Raw genomic sequence first — 18,160 nt, 5'->3', positions numbered from 1 at the left:
CGGGCTAGAATCGCGCCTTCCGTTCGCTTTTCCTCTGAAACAGTGGATGCGCCGTAAAAAAAAGTTCTATTTCCGAAAAATCAGGAGATCGCGTTTGGGCAATCGGACTAATGTGAGCCTGCCTACAGATTGGGAGCCACCACATTATGATCCGTCCAAACCCACGTAACGTCCAGCGCATTGCTTGTGTTGGGGCCGGCACCATTGGTGGAGGAATGGCTGCTCGGTTTCTTGCCAATGGGTACGACGTAACGGCCTATGATCCCGGTAAGGGCGCAAGAGACGCTCTTCAGCGCATGCTCGATCACGCTTGGCCAATACTTGAGAAGATTGGCCTCAAACCAAGTGCATCGCGAGAACGATTACTCTTCACTCAAGATCTTGAAGAAGCGGTTACTGGCGCTGATTTCATTCAGGAGAGCATACCTGAATTTCTCGATTTGAAAGTCCAGATGTACGAGAAACTCGACGAGTTGGTGGACCCGAGCATTGTAATCGGGTCAAGCACGTCAGGATTTCCGATGACGGATATACAAAAGCGCTGCAAACATCCGCAGCGCACCGTCGTGGCGCATCCGGTAAATCCGCCGTACCTTATCCCGCTCATCGAGGTCGTGGGAGGGGAGAAAACAGATATCGCTGTCCTGGATTGGACTGTCGCGTTCTTTGAAACCGTCGGCATGCGGGTTCTGCGGATGGACAAGGAGATATACGGTTTCATGATTAACAGGCTTCAGATTGCCCTGTTCCGGGAGGCGCTGCACATGATCGCAGCAGAACAAGCCACAGTCGCGCAGATTGATGACTGCTTGACTCACGGTTTGGGCCTGCGTTGGGCGTTCATGGGCCCATTTGCCACCTTCCACTTAGGCGGCGGTGAAGGCGGATTGGAAGCATTTATGGATATTCATGGGGCAGTGGAGTGGAGAGCTCCCTATGTAACGGAATCGCCCCTTCCAGATTGGACCCCTGAACTGCGCGAGCGCATCTTACAACAAGCGCAAGAAGTCATCGATGGCAGGACCATTCCACAGATGATTGAAGAGCGAAACGAGACCATTGTAGGGTTGCTCAAGTTGCGAGAAGCCAGTCGGATCAATGCTTCTAAGAATTTCGTATCTTAGATTTTTCTATTTTTTAAATATATACCGTAAAATTGAATCTGGAGCCGCACTGTGAAGGACACGATTCAGAGTATTTCTGACAAGGATCGCAATAGCGTCTTGCACCCATTTACACAGCTCAAGGACTTTGCATCTGGCAAGCTCGGAGAGCCTACGATCGTCGAAACGGGTAAGGGCATCCGCATCCAAGACGCGACAGGCAAAGTACTAATCGACGGGTTTGCCGGCCTATATTGCGTGAACGTCGGCTATGGCCGAACTGAAGTTGCTGAAGCGATCTCCCGCCAAGCGCATCGCCTTGCATACTACCACTCCTATGCCGCGCACACGACCGACGAGTTGGCGTTCCTCTCGGACCGGCTGGTGAAAATGGCTCCCGGGAAGATGAGTAAGGTCTTTTACGGGCTATCAGGTTCTGACGCGAATGAAACCCAGGCAAAACTCGTTTGGTACTACAACAACCTCCGCGGCAAGCCAAAGAAGAAAAAGATCATCTCGCGCCAGCGAGGATATCACGGTTGCAGCGTCATTTCTGGCTCCATGACAGGCATGAGTTTCTATCACGACCACATGGACCTACCGCTCCCGCAGATCATCCACACGGAAGTGCCGCATTACTACTGGGGCGCGAACGCCGGTGAGACCGAAACGGAGTTTTCTGCTCGCCGAGCCGCAGAGTTGGAGGCGCTGATTGAACGCGAGGGACCTGAGACTGTCGGGGGTTTTATCGGGGAACCTGTCCTTGGTACCGGCGGAATCACGCCTCCACCTGAAGGCTATTGGGCAGCGATCCAAGAGGTCCTTCGCAAGCATGACGTGTTGCTAATTGCGGACGAAGTCATCACCGGCTTCGGTCGTACCGGTTCCCTTTTTGGATCGGATCACTACGGCATTGTCCCAGACCTCATTACAGTCGCCAAGGGCTTGACCTCCGCATACTTCCCGTTGTCAGGCGCTATTGTGGGCGAGAAGGTCTATCAGGTTCTCGAAGACGGTGCCGATAAGGTGGGCACGTTCTCCCACGGTTACACCTACTCGGGTCATCCAATCGGCGCTGCGGCGGCGAATGCCGTCCTCGACATCGTTGAAAAGGAAAACCTGACTGGGAATGCCCGCGATGTCGGAGCCTATTTTCAGGAGCAGTTGCGAGTCAAGTTTGCGCAACTTTCAATCGTCGGCGAGGTGCGCGGCGTCGGTCTCATGGGTGCGATCGAGTTCGTGGCGGACCGCGAAAAGAAAACCCGTTTCGATGCATCACTCAAGGTGGGCGCGAGAGTATCAAGTGCTGCGCGCGAACGTGGATTAATCGCCCGCGCAATGCCTCATGGCGATATCCTCGGATTTGCCCCGCCGCTTGTAATAACCAAAGGTGAGGTCGACGAAATCGTGGCAATCGCCGAAGGAGCGGTGCGCTCTGTGATGGATGAACTGGTCCGAGAGGGGCAAAGCATCTAAGCACTGCCAAGCCGGTCTTCAAAGAAGGCCATATCTTGGTACGGAATCCCAGTAATCGAGCGGGCGATGGTTCAAACCCGCCCTGACAGCGATCTTGTTGTCGCGCCTTGGCGCACGCTTCCAATGAAGGGCTGGCTAATGACCGCTGCCAAAAGTCAAGTCGTGAATCGCGCTGACGCGTTTTCCGTTTATAGCCCTTACGACGGGGGTTTAATCGGGTCGCTTGACTCCACCGACGCGACCTCGACCCCGGAGATTGTGGATCGCGCGCGTCGCGGATTCGCCATTTCCCGCAACCTCCCGCGACATAAGCGCGCCAGCATACTTGAGGATGCCGCCCACATTGTCGCGAGTCGCAGTGATAGTTTTGCCAAAACGATTGTTAGAGAGGCGGGGAAAACCATTGCTCAGGCGCGGAAGGAAGTGCTGCGTTGTGTGAATACACTGAAGCTCTCCGCAGAGGAGGCCAAACGCAATGCTGGTGAAATCATACCTTTTGATGCCTACGTGGGATCGGAAAGTCGCCAGGGATGGTACACGCGTGAGCCACTAGGCATCATCGCCGCCATTACGCCCTACAATGACCCTCTTAATCTGGTTGCGCACAAAATCGGACCAGCAATTGCCGGTGGTAACGCCGTTATTCTAAAGCCTTCCAAACTTACGCCATTCTCTGCAACGGATCTTGTGAGCGCGCTTTCTGAAGCCGGTTTGCCTGATGACATCGTCAATGTTGTTCATGGTGACAGGGACCTGGTAACTGCCCTTGTCTCCGCGCGCGACATCAGAATGGTATCTTTCACGGGAGGCTTCGCGACGGGCGATGCCATCAGTCGGATTGCAGGGCTGAAAAAACTTGCGATGGAGCTTGGAGGAAATGCCCCAGTGATCGTGATGGAAGATTGCAATATTGGAGAGGCAGTCGAAAGCTGTGTCTCAGCCTCGTTTTGGGCCGCGGGACAGAACTGCATAGGTGCCCAACGCATTCTCGTTGAGAAATCTATTTATCACACCTTTCGCGATGCCTTCGTCATTGCTACCTTGAAACTGAAAGCTGGCGACCCGATGCAAGAGAATACCGACGTCGGGCCGATGATTTCGGAACTCGCTGCCTCAAAGACGGAAGCGGCTGTGGCTAACGCAATTGTGATGGGTGCCAAGTTGCTGTGCGGAAATCGGCGAGATGGTACTCTGTTCTATCCGACCGTGTTGGAGAATACCCCTATCAAATGCCAGCTTTGGCTTGAAGAGGTCTTCGCGCCAGTAGTCATGCTTACACCATTCGCCACCCTCGACGACGCGATCGAGATGGCCAACTTGCCAGAGTCCAGCCTGCATGCGGCCATTTTCACTAAAAGCCTGAATGACGCCTTGAAAGCAGCGGCTAGAATTGACGCAGGTGGCGTGATGATCAATGATTCATCGGACTATCGCTTCGACGCCATGCCGTTCGGTGGGTCAAAGTACGGTAGCATGGGGCGTGAAGGGGTACGTTTCGCGTACGAGGAAATGACGCAGCCGAAAGTAGTCTGCGTAAATCGGGGTTAATCAATTCGCTTGGCAGCACCTAATCTATCCGCCAGAGTCCTCAATGCGCATCGTAGTCGATATCATCGAGTTCATTGCAAAGGAGATGCCTAAGTTAACAAGCAGGAAGTGGGCGCGACATTGATGCAGGAGCTCTCTTTCAACCTTTGTCGACGGGCGAGAGTATGTCCCGGCAGCGCTGTGGAAAGGCCTTCGATGCGGATGGACAGAAACATTCCGCAGGCCGACCTGGATGACTTCCTTCGCCTTAACCACGTCTCACCGAAGCCGACAAGGAACTGGACGAGCGTGTCTTCCAGTTGCACGGAGGAGACTCCCTCCTCAAACGACGCTTATAATCTAGCGACCGACAACCGTCGCTCGCGAGTCCGAACAAGCAACACCGTTGTTTCGCAGGCATTGAGGGCAGGTTGCTGCAAGTTCGTGTGCTCCCCAGAGCCGTGAAAGCTCGCGACGTCGAACTGCATGCAGGTCCACTTTTGGCGGAAAGGGCGTCTCAGATTGGCACCTGAGACCTGCCCACCGTAGCGTACGCCTCCGTTGAGGGCCGTCTTGCGAGATCATGGCCCGGTTAAGAGCCTAGTTAGCAGCACAGCATGAGCCATGTGACGCGTCGTTGTCGTCGTTAGAGTGAAAAGGATCAGTGCCGGCTGATCCCCGCGACGGCGCGCCGCTCAACCCTACGACGCTTGCCACTAGGTCGGCGCCGGCGCCGCGGTGCTCATGCCGCTGTTCACGCGGCTCGCAGCCCATGTGGGTAACCGCTGTTCTCAGGCCACGGCCTTGAGTGGCGCAGGGGTGTAGGCCCAGGGCAGCAGGTCGTTGAGCCGGCTTTGCGAATGGCCGGCGACGATTCGGGCGATGCGTGGCGGACAGCGCGCTGCCATTTCTATAGACTGTTGCAAACGCGAAGTTGAATGACGTCGAGCCTCAGGCCTGGATCAACCACTTCCTCGTTCGACTGCCCGGCTATCCGGCCCATCGCGTCTTTTTTGCTGCTTTGGAATTGGCGATCCGCAAAACTGCGGACCAAACCGGCGACGGCCTGATACACGCCTACACGGTCGGACTGTCTCGCCAGGGACCTCGGCGTTAGCGAAGCGCTCGTGGAGGACCTGCCCCTCAGTCTTGAGCCCGCGGACGGGGCGTCATTTGGCTGTACGGCGCTAACGATGACGACGGAATCGCAGCCCTCACGGATGAAGCCATCGAGGAGGTCAAGCCCCTCCTTGAGAAATGTCATCGCGTCTCCCATCGAAATCCTGAGCCCGCAGCTCACGGCGCCGGATACTACATCTGCTGTCTTCACCCCCTGGAGAAACCGTAGCAGACCACGGGACAGGCAAATGGGGGATTCGCCGTTCGTCAGTTCTCAAATTTTCCATGCAAAAGGCGAGGTTACGCGAGCCTAGGACGATGCCTTCGCCAGCCCCCATCAAAAGTACATGTCGCTCGCGGTTTCTAACCTCAGTCGATCGAGCGAACACCTGGCAGTGTGTGAGCTGCTGCCTAGCGTCATCCATCTGCAACCCAATCCAAGCTACATTCCTTCAGGTTGGCTCTGATGCCGCCAATCAATCCAGTTGAGGCAGTTTTCCTGAGATAAGCCCCAAAAAAAAGAAAATTTGTCGCCCGCTATCCAGCAACCAGCATAATTCCCAGACCCATCCTGATAGTGTCCGATGACCAACATCCAAAAAAAGGGGAAACAATCGTGTTCAAGCTATCGCGCCGTCAAATTCTGAAAAGTGCCGCATCAGCCGCTGCAATTGGGGGCTATATGTCGCTGAGAGGCATCTCACGGGCTCTCGCAAAAGAGACCATAAGCGCTATAGGCTGGGGCGGGGTCATTATCAAAGGCCTAAACGCGATCACCCCGGATGCGCCTGTCGATGTCGAGTGGCAAACTTACAGTGGTGCAACCGCGACATTCCTGACAAAACTGAAAGCTTCGTGGCCAGACACGGGCCTAGACCTTATCCAGCAGTGGGATCCAACGTTTCAAACAGTTGCCAAGGAAGGCTGGGCGGAGCCTGTAACTGTTGAGCGGGTCCCAAATCTCGCAAATGTTTCGCCGAAATTGTTCATCAAAGACCCCGCCGGAAATGTGGTCAACGTTCCGACAAACCTCTCAGCCTTCTCCTGGGCTTCTCGAGATGATATTGCACCTTTCGAAATTACTAAACTCGACGACCTTTTGGACAAGCGTCTCAAGGGAAAAGTGTTGGTCATGCCTCCTACATCTGGCTCGAACTTGGGCATGCTTTCCATGGCGCTCTACAAAGGCGGGGATGAGAGAAACATGGAACCAGGCTGGGATTTCATGAAACGGTTGGCAAGCAGCGGTAACATAGGAAGGGTTGCGCTTACCGACATTGATGTAACTAATTCCATTAGCTCTGGTGAAACGTGCGTATGTTTCACGCCATACGCAAATGTAAATAAGCTTCCTTCCAGCATGAAGATACGATTCCTGGTTAGATCGGATCGCCAGAGCGGATTTCTGACATTCTTCTATTCGGAGGGATGGAGCATTTTGAAGAATGGGAAAACCGGACCGGCCTTTGAGTTCGCCAATTACATGCTAAGTCCCGAACAGAACACTAAATACTGCGAGATAATTAGCGGAATTCCCGCTAACAGTAAGGCCACTCCTCCTGAGGCCGTCAAACTGTTCACATATAGCCCAGACGAAATGGATAAGTACGGGTACGTCCCGGATTGGGCCTATCTCACGGATCACACTGATGCGTGGGCTAAGCGGTGGGAAACTGAAATTCAGCCACTTCTTTAAGCTAACGGAGTGGTATATAATAAGATGCGCTCTGATGCTCATAGACGCTCGGTAATGGCATCACAAATACTGCTGTTGCTGCCAGCAACAGCAGTATTTCTTGTGTTTCTTGCATTGCCAATGATGGCAGTTGTCGGCGAGAGTTTCCTTACATTTGTACCAGGTCGCATTGGCGCCTTGAAGGGTGGGCCGCTCACGTTCCAAAACTATGCCGATCTGCTTGATCCGGCTTACATTCGTTACTTTGCGCAGACGTATTTCTTGGCGTTCTGCGCATCGATAATCGCTGTGTTAATCGGCTTTCCCATCGCGCATCACATCGTCAGAGGAGCGTCTGCAATGACACGCAAAATCTGGCTTTTTGCACTAATCGGTTTAATGTTTCTCAGTGCGCTTGTTAGAGTTTACGCCATTCAGTTGACATTTGGAACGGTTGGCATTCTTGCGCCTATTTTGTCTTTTCTTGCAATCGATACCAACGGATACATATATGTAAATGTGGTGATCATCGCAGGTATCTTACATTATGAAATACCGATGTGTATATTGATCTTAATCGGGGCTGTATTGAACGTGAACCCGCGGCTAACTGAAGCCGCGCAATCTTTGGGAGCTTCCGCATACAAGGCTCATCTAACGATAACAGTTCCGCTGTGCGCAAAAGGTCTGGCGTCCGCTTTCCTGGTATCCATGACGGTAGGTGTAGCTGCGTTTGCGATCCCGTTGATATTGGGGAGGGGGCGTATACTGTTCGTCTCCAATCTTATCTACAGCCGCTTCAGCGAAGTGGCTGACTCGCCGAGTGGAGCCGCAATAGCAGTTGTCATGACAGTACTATCGTTCGCTCTGATTTTCGGACTATCTAGGTTAACGACATTGCTTGATCGGACGTAGAATGATTAGTGCTCGCAATCTGGACAACGCCCTCTCCTTCGGCCTAAGGCTGATCGTAGCGCTAACGGCGTTATTTCTGTTAGTGCCAGTGTTTATAACCATGCTGATGTCGCTAGATGCGCGCGATTATTTCGGTGCGTTTCCACCGACAAGCTTTTCGACGCGATGGTTTTATCAATTTCTTCATGATCGCTACCTGTGGTCCGGGTTTAGGACAAGCATCCTATTGGCATCTGTGGCGAGTTTGGTTTCAACCGTTGTTGGTTCGTCGGCTGCCGTAGCGATCAATAGGATGCCGCCGTGGCGCCGAGATGCAGTCACGACGTTGTTTTTATCGCCGCTGATGTTGCCAGGGGTCATAATTGGGTTTGCGCTTGTCCTTTTTTTCTCATCTGCGAACATACTCCCGACTTTCTGGAAATTGCTGGTAGGGCACCTACTAATTACGATTCCATTCACGGTGAGAATGACGCTGATCGGGTTGGCGGGTATAAGCGTGACGTTGCGTGAAGCGGCGCTTAGTCTAGGGGCCAACGAGCGCCAAGCATTTTTGACCGTAGTTTTTCCCTTAGCGAGAAATAGTATTGCCGCCGGAGCCTTATTTGCGTTCGCGTTATCCCTAGATGACTTTGCGATTAGTCTATTCTTGAGCGATGTAAAAACATATACGCTTCCTGTGGCACTCGTCAGTCTGATGAGGTCGAACTTCGATCTTACTCTCGCAGCTGCGGCAGTTTTCCTGCTGGGGTTGTCAGGCTTTATTCTTTTTGTACTGGACCGCGTGCTCGGTGTTGAGCGTGCCATCTCTAACGGAATTTACGAGGCCTGATCGTATGAAGGTTCTAGAGCTAGAGAACGTCACTAAAAGATACGGAGCGCTTACTGCGGTCAACGGTGTATCCATCAGCATAGAAGAAGGAAAGGTTCTCTCCCTCCTTGGTCCAAGTGGGTGTGGAAAGACGACAACGCTGCGCGTCATCGCGGGCTTTACGTCACCAGACAACGGCACCGTACAGATCGCCGGGAAGAATGTTGGTCATCTAAGGCCCTATGAGCGCAATGTCGGCCTACTGTTCCAGGATTACGCACTATTTCCTCATATGACCGTCGCACAGAACGTAGCATACGGGATGCGGTATCGTGGATACCAGAAACCGTTGGTACCGGCGCGAGTCGCCGAGATGCTATCACTCGTTCGCTTGTCTGGCATGGGAGACAGGTACCCTAAGCAATTGAGCGGTGGGCAGCAGCAGCGCGTGGCACTCGCAAGAGCGCTTGCTACCGACCCCCAAATAGTTCTTTTAGATGAGCCGCTATCTGCGCTCGATGCTAAGCTTCGGGTGGAACTGCGTGTTGAGCTGAAGGAGATTCTTAGCTCTGTTGGCGCCACAACAATCGTCGTCACTCACGACCAGGAAGAGGCTCTCAGCCTGGGGGACGAGGTTATAGTGATGAATGCGGGTAGGATCGCTCAGCGAGGATCCCCAACCGAGATCTATGCGAAACCCGCTGACAAATTCGTGGCTGAGTTTGTAGGAAGATCGAATTGGTTTCACGCCACAGGTGTGACGCAATCTAATGTTAATGGCACCGCATTCTCAACCAGCGATGATGTTGAAATCAGGTCGCGCCAGCATCCGGATGCTGGAACCCCCGCCTACGACCTATGCGTCCGTCCGGAGCACATCGATATAATCGGTGTGGACAGCGTTATAGCTGATGACCCAGAATACAATTTGCTCATCGGGAAGGTCGTTGACGTTTCGCTGCTCGGCGCAGACATGCACGTTGTTGTTGAACTTCCAACAAGGAACCGTCTGTTAGTTGTTCGGAAAAATACAGCGGTTTCAAGAAAATTGCTACTCGGTCAGCCCATACGGATCCGGTTCTCCGCGACAGATGTCCTCTTGTTTAAATCTCGATGAGGCCTAACAGCGGCTCAAGTCTATCAGCGGCGCAAGTCACACACTACTTCGACGTCGACGCTCCACGCCTCGGAGCCGTGCTCCGTCATGTGCGCGCTGGCTTGACGCCGTTGCCGCTATCGACGTTCAGTGCTTTTAGCCGGAATGCGCAGACCGCGTCCTACGGCAACAACCAGCCACGCGAATTTTTCAATGGCCTGTTTGCAAGGTCGTTGTAAATGACCGTCCTACAGTCTCGCGGCGAAGAATAGCCTCCAGTTCGCGACCAGCTCGCGTACATGCCATTTGAAGTCGTAGTTGCAGACGCTGGGTCATCAGTACCGGCCACCAGCTGCTACCCTACCGAGGAGTCTCCGCCATCGATAGAGAACGCTAGGAGCAACGTTTTGGTGACTGGCCGACGAAACCGCGGCTCCGTTCGCAGATCCTGCTGGATTGTAGACAGGGTCCGAGGACGTAGCCAGGAACCTGCGAGTAGCCTACATCTTTACCCGCCCGGCAAAAAAGGAATCCGCAGCTGCCGGAGATCGCTTTTTTCTTCCAGACAGACCGGAAGCACCAAAAAATCCCTTTGGACATGGAAACTTCGGGAAATCATCAGCCCAGCGGGGATTATTGTAGAAGCGGGACAAACCGGAGGCACCGTGGATCTCGAGTTAGCCAACAAGCGCGTATTGATAACAGCAGGTGCCAGCGGCATCGGCAGGATCGTGGCTGAAAGCTTTGCTTCGAACGGAGCAAACGTACTCGTATGCGACATTGATGACAAAGCCGTGCAGCGCGTCCAGTCAGAAGCCGCCTTAAACGCAGTTACTGCGGACGTTTCGAACTCCGCAGCAGTCGCCAAGCTTTTTTCGCAGGTTGAAATATTCCTGGGCGGGCTTGATATCCTAGTTAATAACGCTGGCGTATCTGGGCCGGCAAAGCCAGTTCAGGAGCTGACTGACGTCGAGTGGCGGGACACATTCGCGGTCAACCTGGACAGTTCATTCTTTTGCGCTAGGGAGGCGATCCCACTACTGAAGAAGGATGGTGGAGGATCCATCATCAACATTTCTTCGATCTGTGGGCTCTTGCCGTATCGTTTGCGCTCACCCTATTGCGCCGCCAAGCACGGGGTTATCGGATTTACGAGAGTTCTGGCTCAAGAGCTCGGGCCAGATAACGTGAACGTGAACGCCATCTGTCCAGGCAGTGTACAGTCACCTCGTCTCGACCGAGTTGCGTCAATGACGGCATTAGCGATGGGTGTCTCTGTTGAAGAGATCCATCAGGCCGCACTAAATCAGACTTCGATGAGACGGCTTGTCACCATGCAAGAGATCTCCAGTATAGTCTTGTATCTCTGTAGCCCGCTTGGCAGAATAATAACGGGGCAGTCAATTGCCGTAGACGGTCAAACCAATTCGACAGAATAGCGTACGCTATATCTATTCATAGATCCGCTAGGCTTTCATAGATTTCGGCAAAACTGTCTCATCGCAGTTAGTCGCCCCAACACACCGCCTGGTCAAATTCTGGTGCCATAGAATTTCAAACATCTTTCAAGGAGCGGAGTAATTCCGAAATGGCAATGGATTTGAACGGCAGGCTACCGTCCTCGGAGTTCGGGCGCCGATTCGCTAGGTTCCGAGATGCAGCTGCGAATCCACAGCAAAGTTGTGAGACAATGTTTGGGACTACTCGCCAAGTCGAAGGACTGCGATCGGAGTCTCTTTTTAGTCATCTTCCAATGACAATTGACGAGCCTGTCAGCTTCGGCGGCTCCGGCCAGGCACCCAACCCAGCTGAAGTGATGTTGGCTGCGCTTGGGGCGAGCCTTGAAGTCACCATTAGGTGCTACGCCGAGTATTTAAATATAACGGTCGACTCGGTCGGCGTCGATCTGTCGGCCGAATTGGATACGCAGGGTTTCTTTGGCATAAACGCCCACGTTCGCGCTGGATTTCCATTGATAACCGCAAAAGTCAACATAGTCAGTTCTGAGGAAATAGAAGTGATATCTGATCTACTTGAGATCGCCAGTTCGCTGTGCCCGGTTTTAGACAATGTTAAGAACCCTACGAACGTATATATCGAGCTTGACATCAGGAAACCCGGTGATGCTACGTCGTGATAGTAGAGAACCGCTGGACCCACCATGAGGCAAAATCGCTTCTATCACAAAATACACTACCTTAAGAGGATCTCGCAACGTGAATATATCCGGCGCCACAAGACAATTCTGGAAAGAGAACCTCATCTGGGATATGCTTTATCCGCTTGAGCCGCCCGGCCAGACCTACGGATGCCCAGAGAAATACCTTGACCACTATATCGACGCAGGAGTCAGTTTCACGTCGATTGCTTTTGCGGAGGACGGCTTCAACATTGACTCAGCGGTAAAAACCATCGCCGGACACAGGAAGCTGATACAAGCCCGACCCGAAGCCTTTATCCACGCGCTGACGGTGGAGGATGTGTTCCGCGCAAAGCGAGAAGGCAAGCTAGCCATCGGCATGCAGGTCCACGGCACATCCTGGTTCGGTAAGGACGTCGGTGTGTTAGAGGTATTCCACGAGCTCGGGCTGCGAATTGTGCAAATTGCTTTCAACGCATCCAACTTCGTAGGAGGTGGTTGTTCTGACAAGGCTGACGGTGGGCTTACGACCTATGGGCACAAAGTCGTTCCTGAAATCGAGCGCCTGCGGATGTTGGTTGACCTCTCACATACTGGTTACCGAACGACACTCGACATCTTCGAGATCGCGACTCAGCCACTAGTCATATCGCATGCTGGGATCATGGGGGTTCATCAGCACTACAGAAACATTAGAGATGATCAACTTCAGGCGCTTGCAACAAACGGTGGCGTAGTTGGTCTATCGGGAAATAGCGCATATATAGGCGACGACGAAGGATCGATGGCCGCGATCTTTCGGCATCTTGATCACGTTGTCCAGCTGGTGGGTCCGGATCATGTCGGATTTGGCTTCGATTTTGTTTTTGAACCAGACCTCCTCAACGAGTGGGCTCTGAAGGTCCAGGACGAATGGCCTGATTCAAAGGCCTCCGGCTGGAAAGGCTTTCACTTTAAGAGACCGCAGAATGTAATTGAGCTGGTTCAGTTGATGTTCGATCACGGATATCCAGAGGAAGCTGTCAGAAAAATTGTTTCCGGAAACTTCCTCAGGGTCTGTCAGGCTGTCTGGTAACGCGCAGCTATGGTTGCCACCGAGTCGGCCATAAAAACAATGAGAGAGATACCGTGAACAACAATCATCTACGATTTGATCTTTCCGAGTATCAGGCTCGACTAAGCTCAACTCGAGTGGCGATGCAGAAAGCCGGAATCGATTTATTGATCGTCAGCGATCCTGCAAACATGGGTTGGTTGACTGGTTATGACGGCTGGTCCTTCTATGTTCATCAGTGTGTTATCATTCATCTTAGCGAAGATCCGATCTGGTTCGGTCGTGAAATGGACGGTAACGGGGCGCGCCGCACTATATACATGGATGAGAGTCGTATAAAGACGTATGCTGACCATTTTGTGCAGTCTGATCAGTACCATCCGATGTCTGTTCTGGGGTCGATTATATCAGATCTTGGTTGTGGCAATATGAGCATCGGCGTTGAGAAAGATAATTTTTACTTTACACACGCGGCTTTCGAGGTCTTGAGCGCCGCGCTTCCAAATGCGAAATTGCAAGACGCTACGCGGCTAGTTAAGTGGCAGCGTATCGTGAAATCGCCGCGAGAGCTTGAGTATATGCGTGGAGCTGGGAGAATTGCGACGGCTATGCACGCACGTGTCGCTGAGGTCCTTCGACCAGGAATACGGCAATCTGACGTCGTGGCTGAAATTTATCAGACTGCCATACGCGGTGTCGAAGGAGTGTGGGGCGACTATCCAGCCGCGGTCCCCATGATCGGAGCGGGCGTCGACGCTTCGGCGCCTCATCTAACTTGGAGCGACCGCGAGCTTCGCTCAGGCGAAAGCATATTTTTCGAGCTGGCAGGTGTGCACAAGCACTACCACAGTCCATTGTCACGAACATTCTATCTGGGCAAGCCAGACAGCAAATTCATTGATGCGGAGAAGGCGGTATTGGAGGGAATGGCGGCTGGACTTGACAAGATCAAGCCTGGAAATGTCTGTGAAGAGGTTGCTCAGGCATATTATGACGTTATCGAACGTTATGGCTTAAACAAACCAAGCCGATGTGGATATTCAATCGGTATGGCCTATCCCCCTGATTGGGGTGAGCACTCCGCAAGTTTTCGGAAGGGCGATCGTACTGAACTAGCCGCGGGCATGACCTTTCATTTTATGTCAGGGCTATGGTTCGGCGATTGGGGTATCGAAATCACGGAGAGTGTTCTAATCGGCGAAAATAGGCATGAATGTTTAGCCAGCTCGCCACGCGAATTGATCGTGATTAACTGAGTCTTGATGGAGATCGAATGGAACGTGCCCCTATTAACCGTGAAATGTCGGATTGCAACGAGGGAAAAATACTTTCATTGCGGCACTACATGCACGCCAATCCCGAGCTTTCAAACGAAGAGCACGGCACTCAGGCAGCAATAAGAAATTGTCTTGCGGAAGCCGGATTGTACGAGCCCTCGACTTTTCACAGGACGGGCATCTTCGTCGACATACGAGGTGAGGGCAAAGGACCGCCCGTAAACATTGTAGTGCGTGGCGACATCGACGCGCTCCCTATTACAGAGAACCGCGAGGACATTTCTTATAAATCGACGGTGCCGGGAAAAATGCATGCATGTGGACACGATGCACATGCTTCTGCAGCGTTCGGCGTGGTATTGGCGGCTATCGACAATCGGAAGACGTTCGCGGGCACATTGCGCGTAGTTTTCCAACCCGCCGAAGAAGCTGAACCGCTGGGCGGCAGGTCCGTAGCTGAACAGGGCATTTTAGACGGCTTTGATTTCGCGGTTGGCATGCATGTCAATCCCGAGATCCCTTCCGGCAAATTCTCGATCCGAAGCGGCCCGGTGACCAGATCCGCCGATGAGTTTCGCGTAATCTTTAGAGGAAAGAAAAGCCATGCGGCGTGGCCTGAACTCGGGGTTGACGCAATAACAATCTGCGCGACTTTCGTTGCCGAAGCTCAGAAACTCGTTTCGCGGGAGAGCGACGCAGATGAAGCAGCCATTATCTCGATCGGGACGATCCATGGTGGAGAAGCAACCAACATTGTTTGCGACAGGGTAGAGTTGACCGGCACGATCCGGACCCGGTCCCCCAAAGCGCGGGAACGCCTACAATCTCGCCTTGGGGAAATTGCACGGCAGATTGCGGTAATGCATCGCGGTTCCGCCGATTTCGGTGTCACTCCTGGCGAACCGCCGGTGATCAACGACCCGATTGTTTGCGAGCATGCAAAGACGGCTATTTCAGAGGCCTTCGGGCCAAGTGCCTTGATGGATACTAGACCCCTCGCTGGAGCCGATGATTTTGGGTTCTATTCGGAGAAGTTGCCTTCCGTATACTTTTGGGTGGGGTGCTATGACGAGACAGCAGGAAATAGAACTCATGTGCACACATCTGAATTTGGCGTCTCAGATACGGACGTGCTTCGCGCGTCAAGGGCTGCGTGGGCAATCGTCAGGAATCTCCAAAGAGGAGATGTCACCTAGACATCCAATCTTTAGCGCAGCGCCACCTTCAGCCCCGGTCTACTTGCCGACTTCGATTGGACTGCCAGTGGTGTAGGTAAAAGCACGCTGCTCCCAGCTGCGAGAGAGGAGAGCTAGTCCTTTGGGCTAAAGCTCCAACGAGCCCCGACTGCAGACGTCACAGCCGAGATTTTGATCGATAAGTTTCACAAGGCCGATTGTGAGGCACTCCTGACGACTTCCGATAAGCGACATACGGCAGTTGCAATGACGAACGACAGGCCGATGCCATCCCATATGGACCGGAGACCGGGCAGCTTGAGGTCGTAATCGCGGTCCGGTTGGCCTCTTGGCCTCGCAAGCGCGGATCAGGATCGCCCATGAGGCCTGTGTGAGAATTCAGCAGCGGAGCAGCGAATGTTACAGAAAGTCATTATCACCTGTGCAGTCACAGGTAGTGGGTCCGCATCTCTGACAAAGCATCCTGGTATTCCAAAGACACCGAAACAAATAGCTGACGCGGCATTAGAAGCTGCCACAGCAGGCGCTTCGGTAGTACACATCCATGTTCGAGATCCTGATACAGGCGCCGCATCGAATCGAATTGATCTATATGAACAGGTTGTGAAACGGATTCGCGATGGATCGACGGATGTCATCATCAATTTGACCTGCGGTATGGATGGTGAGCTTGAGTTAGGGTTGTTGGAGCCCTTAGCTATTGCGCCAACTACCACACTAAGGAGCGCCTTGGGGCGCTGCCTACATGTCGTCGAGCTTCAGCCGGAGCTTTGCACTCTGGATTGTGGAACGATGGCATTTGGAGAAAGTATCTTTGTCGCGCGTAAATCCGATCTGCAGGAGATGGCGAAGCTCGTGCGCGAGGCTGGGGTGAAACCTGAGCTGGAATGCTTTGACCTCGGTCACATCGAAATGGCTAAGTCACTTGTCGCGGATGGCCTCATTTCTGGTCGTCCGCTTTTCCAGTTCTGCCTGAGCACGGGCTATGGGGCCCCCGCTACACCGAGTGTAGTTCTGGCTATGCGAGGGCTCTTACCATCTGGAGCTATCTGGGGTGGATTTGGTTGCGGAAAGGATGAGATGCCGATGGTTGCCCAGGCAGTAGGCCTGGGTGGTCATGTACGCGTTGGTCTCGAAGACAACATATATCTGCGACGTGGCCTTTTGGCCTCAAACGCCGAACTCGTCGAGAATGCAGTAGGGATTATTGAGCGCTTGGGCGCCACCGTCGCTACACCATCTGAGGCGCGAGAAATACTCGGCGTCGAGAAGCGAGGTTAAATTGGGCAAGTTATTCGTCTTACTTTAGGACGACCGCTATTTCGGAAAAGGAGATCAAAGGACTGTCGGGACGGGGTGGCGAGTCCGTCATGTCGCGCCTCCGGACCACCACAGATTTCGTAGCAGCGATCTCCGGCGTCGACCACATTCAAGAGAGTTTGCCGGAGCGCCTAGACATAAAACGCCGTTATCACAAAGAAGGCGGCCAAGCTAAAATTACATACCTTTGAAGGAGTTGACATTATGGCGATGCCCAAGGGGCCGCAGGCGTTTCCGCGGAGTGAATACTTGCGGCGTTTATCTGCCGTAAAAGCTGCAATGCAGACGCGCGAAGTCGATGCTCTGGTAGTCACGACGACCGCGAACATCACCTATTTGACCGGATATACGTCCAAATCAGGCTACGTGCCCCAGTGTCTGATCGTTTCAGCGAAAGATGAAGAACCGACGTTTATTACGCGTCGTATGGACGCCCCGGCTGCTATCCACCAAATGTTCATCGATCGCAGTCGGATCTTCGGCTACCCTGAAGCGTTGATCGCTAATCCAGACAAGAACGGCTGGGATACTGCAATCGATTTCCTTCTGGATAATGGATTCGCGCGCGGAGGCATCGGGATCGAGGCGGACTTACTTCCTGCTGTCGTAACGAAAAAATTCGAGATGAGATTGCCGGAAGCAAGGCTTGTAAACTTCGCGAACATGGTTAGCTGGATTCGAGGTGTAAAATCCGATGTCGAAATCGCGGTAATGCGCGAAGCCGCGGCGATTACTGATGCAGGCATGCTGCGCGCCAAAGAATTCATCCGTCCAGGCGTTGGCGAGGCTGAAGCGGCGGCGGAGATTATCGCAACGCTCGTACGCGGTGCGGATGGAAGACCGGGCACGGACGTGTCCAATTTTTACCTATGTGCATCACCGCGCACTTCCACGTGCCACATCCCTTGGGCGGAAGACGTTTTCCGACAAGGTTCGCAGATAAACTTAGAATTCGGAGGGGTCCGCCACGGCTACATTTCGGCACTGATGCGCACAATGTCGATAGGTAAGCCTTCGGACCACCTGCGTCGAATTCATGATGGCGAGGTCGCCGGACTGGAAGCCGCTCTCGCAGCTGCCAAGCCCGGTGCAACCTGCGGCGATGTTGCTGTCGCTTTCAACACGACGGTTCGAAAGTATGGGTTTGAAAAAGAGTCGCGCTGCGGATATGCCATAGGAATCGAATGGACGGAACCGACCGCCAGCCTCAAGGTGGGTGACCCCACAATCCTGAAACCCAACATGACATTCCATCTAATGCTCGGAAACTGGATTGATGAGGATGTCGGCTACGTCATCAGCGAGACATTTCGGGTTACCGAAGCCGGCGCTGAAACGTTCAGCAAGCTTCCACGAGACCTCTTCCAGTTGTAGCCGCGGGCTGAGCTCTCGTTGACGGAAATTGCGTCAGGGCACGGCAAGGCTGAGCTTGAACGCAGGGCGCCCCGCATACG

Annotated in this window: 15 protein-coding genes and 2 pseudogenes; all 17 read left to right on the top strand. The window is 53.2% G+C overall.

Annotation, left to right across the window (positions count from 1 at the left end; translation table 11 throughout):
- Positions 1-146 precede the first annotated feature (146 nt).
- The 17 genes and pseudogenes from BPNPMPFG_RS37120 (at position 147) to BPNPMPFG_RS37045 (ending at position 18,080) form a co-directional block, all read left to right on the top strand.
- Positions 147-1,124, top strand: a complete 978-nt coding sequence (locus BPNPMPFG_RS37120; RefSeq protein WP_258598778.1) for a 3-hydroxyacyl-CoA dehydrogenase NAD-binding domain-containing protein — start codon at positions 147-149, stop codon at positions 1,122-1,124.
- 51 nt (positions 1,125-1,175) lie between these two features.
- Positions 1,176-2,579, top strand: a complete 1,404-nt coding sequence (locus BPNPMPFG_RS37115; protein WP_258598777.1) for an aspartate aminotransferase family protein — start codon at positions 1,176-1,178, stop codon at positions 2,577-2,579.
- Positions 2,580-2,717: 138 nt separating this feature from the next.
- A complete protein-coding gene (locus BPNPMPFG_RS37110) occupies positions 2,718-4,127 on the top strand; it encodes an aldehyde dehydrogenase family protein (RefSeq protein WP_258599074.1) in 1,410 nt (469 codons plus the stop codon).
- Positions 4,117-4,320, top strand: a pseudogene (locus tag BPNPMPFG_RS37105) (methylmalonyl-CoA mutase family protein); the annotation flags it as partial. The gene BPNPMPFG_RS37110 and the pseudogene BPNPMPFG_RS37105, both read left to right, overlap by 11 nt.
- Before the next feature lie 671 nt (positions 4,321-4,991).
- Positions 4,992-5,176, top strand: a pseudogene (locus tag BPNPMPFG_RS43400) (transposase domain-containing protein); the annotation flags it as partial.
- A gap of 665 nt (positions 5,177-5,841) precedes the next feature.
- Positions 5,842-6,921, top strand: coding sequence for an extracellular solute-binding protein (locus BPNPMPFG_RS37095; RefSeq protein WP_258598776.1), 1,080 nt, complete (start codon positions 5,842-5,844; stop codon positions 6,919-6,921).
- Between the two features lie 54 nt (positions 6,922-6,975).
- On the top strand, positions 6,976-7,815 hold the full coding sequence (locus BPNPMPFG_RS37090; protein ID WP_258598775.1) for an ABC transporter permease: 840 nt from the start codon (positions 6,976-6,978) through the stop codon (positions 7,813-7,815).
- A 1-nt stretch (position 7,816) separates the two neighbouring features.
- Positions 7,817-8,644 carry an ABC transporter permease gene (locus tag BPNPMPFG_RS37085; protein ID WP_258598773.1) on the top strand — a complete coding sequence of 276 codons (828 nt, stop codon included), beginning with the start codon at positions 7,817-7,819 and terminating at the stop codon, positions 8,642-8,644.
- 4 nt (positions 8,645-8,648) lie between these two features.
- Entirely contained in the window at positions 8,649-9,740 is a 1,092-nt protein-coding gene (locus BPNPMPFG_RS37080; protein ID WP_258598771.1) for an ABC transporter ATP-binding protein, read from the top strand.
- A gap of 644 nt (positions 9,741-10,384) precedes the next feature.
- The gene (locus BPNPMPFG_RS37075; RefSeq protein ID WP_258598770.1) at positions 10,385-11,158 is read left to right on the top strand and encodes an SDR family oxidoreductase; all 774 of its coding nucleotides are present in this window, start codon (positions 10,385-10,387) and stop codon (positions 11,156-11,158) included.
- Positions 11,159-11,472: 314 nt separating this feature from the next.
- The gene (locus BPNPMPFG_RS37070) at positions 11,473-11,856 is read left to right on the top strand and encodes an OsmC family protein (protein ID WP_258598768.1); all 384 of its coding nucleotides are present in this window, start codon (positions 11,473-11,475) and stop codon (positions 11,854-11,856) included.
- Positions 11,857-11,935: 79 nt separating this feature from the next.
- A complete protein-coding gene (locus BPNPMPFG_RS37065) occupies positions 11,936-12,934 on the top strand; it encodes a dipeptidase (RefSeq protein ID WP_258598767.1) in 999 nt (332 codons plus the stop codon).
- Between the two features lie 53 nt (positions 12,935-12,987).
- Positions 12,988-14,169, top strand: a complete 1,182-nt coding sequence (locus BPNPMPFG_RS37060; RefSeq protein ID WP_258598766.1) for a M24 family metallopeptidase — start codon at positions 12,988-12,990, stop codon at positions 14,167-14,169.
- Positions 14,170-14,186: 17 nt separating this feature from the next.
- A complete protein-coding gene (locus tag BPNPMPFG_RS37055; RefSeq protein ID WP_258598764.1) occupies positions 14,187-15,386 on the top strand; it encodes a M20 metallopeptidase family protein in 1,200 nt (399 codons plus the stop codon).
- Between the two features lie 396 nt (positions 15,387-15,782).
- The gene (locus BPNPMPFG_RS37050) at positions 15,783-16,667 is read left to right on the top strand and encodes a beta-keto acid cleavage family enzyme (RefSeq protein WP_258598762.1); all 885 of its coding nucleotides are present in this window, start codon (positions 15,783-15,785) and stop codon (positions 16,665-16,667) included.
- A 38-nt stretch (positions 16,668-16,705) separates the two neighbouring features.
- Positions 16,706-16,897: a 3-hydroxyacyl-CoA dehydrogenase NAD-binding domain-containing protein gene (locus BPNPMPFG_RS43395; RefSeq protein WP_413776959.1), complete on the top strand. Its 192-nt coding sequence runs from the start codon at positions 16,706-16,708 to the stop codon at positions 16,895-16,897.
- Positions 16,898-16,910: 13 nt separating this feature from the next.
- Positions 16,911-18,080 (top strand): M24 family metallopeptidase, encoded by a 1,170-nt coding sequence (locus BPNPMPFG_RS37045; protein ID WP_258598761.1) that lies wholly within the window; start codon positions 16,911-16,913, stop codon positions 18,078-18,080.
- Positions 18,081-18,160 lie beyond the last annotated feature (80 nt).

This window comes from Mesorhizobium sp. AR07 (assembly GCF_024746815.1).
Lineage (GTDB): Bacteria > Pseudomonadota > Alphaproteobacteria > Rhizobiales > Rhizobiaceae > Mesorhizobium.
The sequence above is the reverse complement of the archived record's forward strand: the minus strand, read 5'-3'. Positions and strand labels throughout refer to the sequence as shown.

Excerpts from the sequence above, each read along its gene's own strand:
- BPNPMPFG_RS37120 (WP_258598778.1), top strand. The coding sequence starts at position 147 with ATGATCCGTCCAAACCCACGTAACGTCCAGCGCATTGCTTGTGTTGGG.
- BPNPMPFG_RS37110 (WP_258599074.1), top strand. The coding sequence starts at position 2,718 with ATGACCGCTGCCAAAAGTCAAGTCGTGAATCGCGCTGACGCGTTTTCC.
- BPNPMPFG_RS37090 (WP_258598775.1), top strand. The coding sequence starts at position 6,976 with ATGGCATCACAAATACTGCTGTTGCTGCCAGCAACAGCAGTATTTCTT.
- BPNPMPFG_RS37085 (WP_258598773.1), top strand. The coding sequence starts at position 7,817 with ATGATTAGTGCTCGCAATCTGGACAACGCCCTCTCCTTCGGCCTAAGG.
- BPNPMPFG_RS37080 (WP_258598771.1), top strand. The coding sequence starts at position 8,649 with ATGAAGGTTCTAGAGCTAGAGAACGTCACTAAAAGATACGGAGCGCTT.
- BPNPMPFG_RS37070 (WP_258598768.1), top strand. The coding sequence starts at position 11,473 with ATGACAATTGACGAGCCTGTCAGCTTCGGCGGCTCCGGCCAGGCACCC.
- BPNPMPFG_RS37055 (WP_258598764.1), top strand. The coding sequence starts at position 14,187 with ATGGAACGTGCCCCTATTAACCGTGAAATGTCGGATTGCAACGAGGGA.
- BPNPMPFG_RS37050 (WP_258598762.1), top strand. The coding sequence starts at position 15,783 with ATGTTACAGAAAGTCATTATCACCTGTGCAGTCACAGGTAGTGGGTCC.
- BPNPMPFG_RS37045 (WP_258598761.1), top strand. The coding sequence starts at position 16,911 with ATGGCGATGCCCAAGGGGCCGCAGGCGTTTCCGCGGAGTGAATACTTG.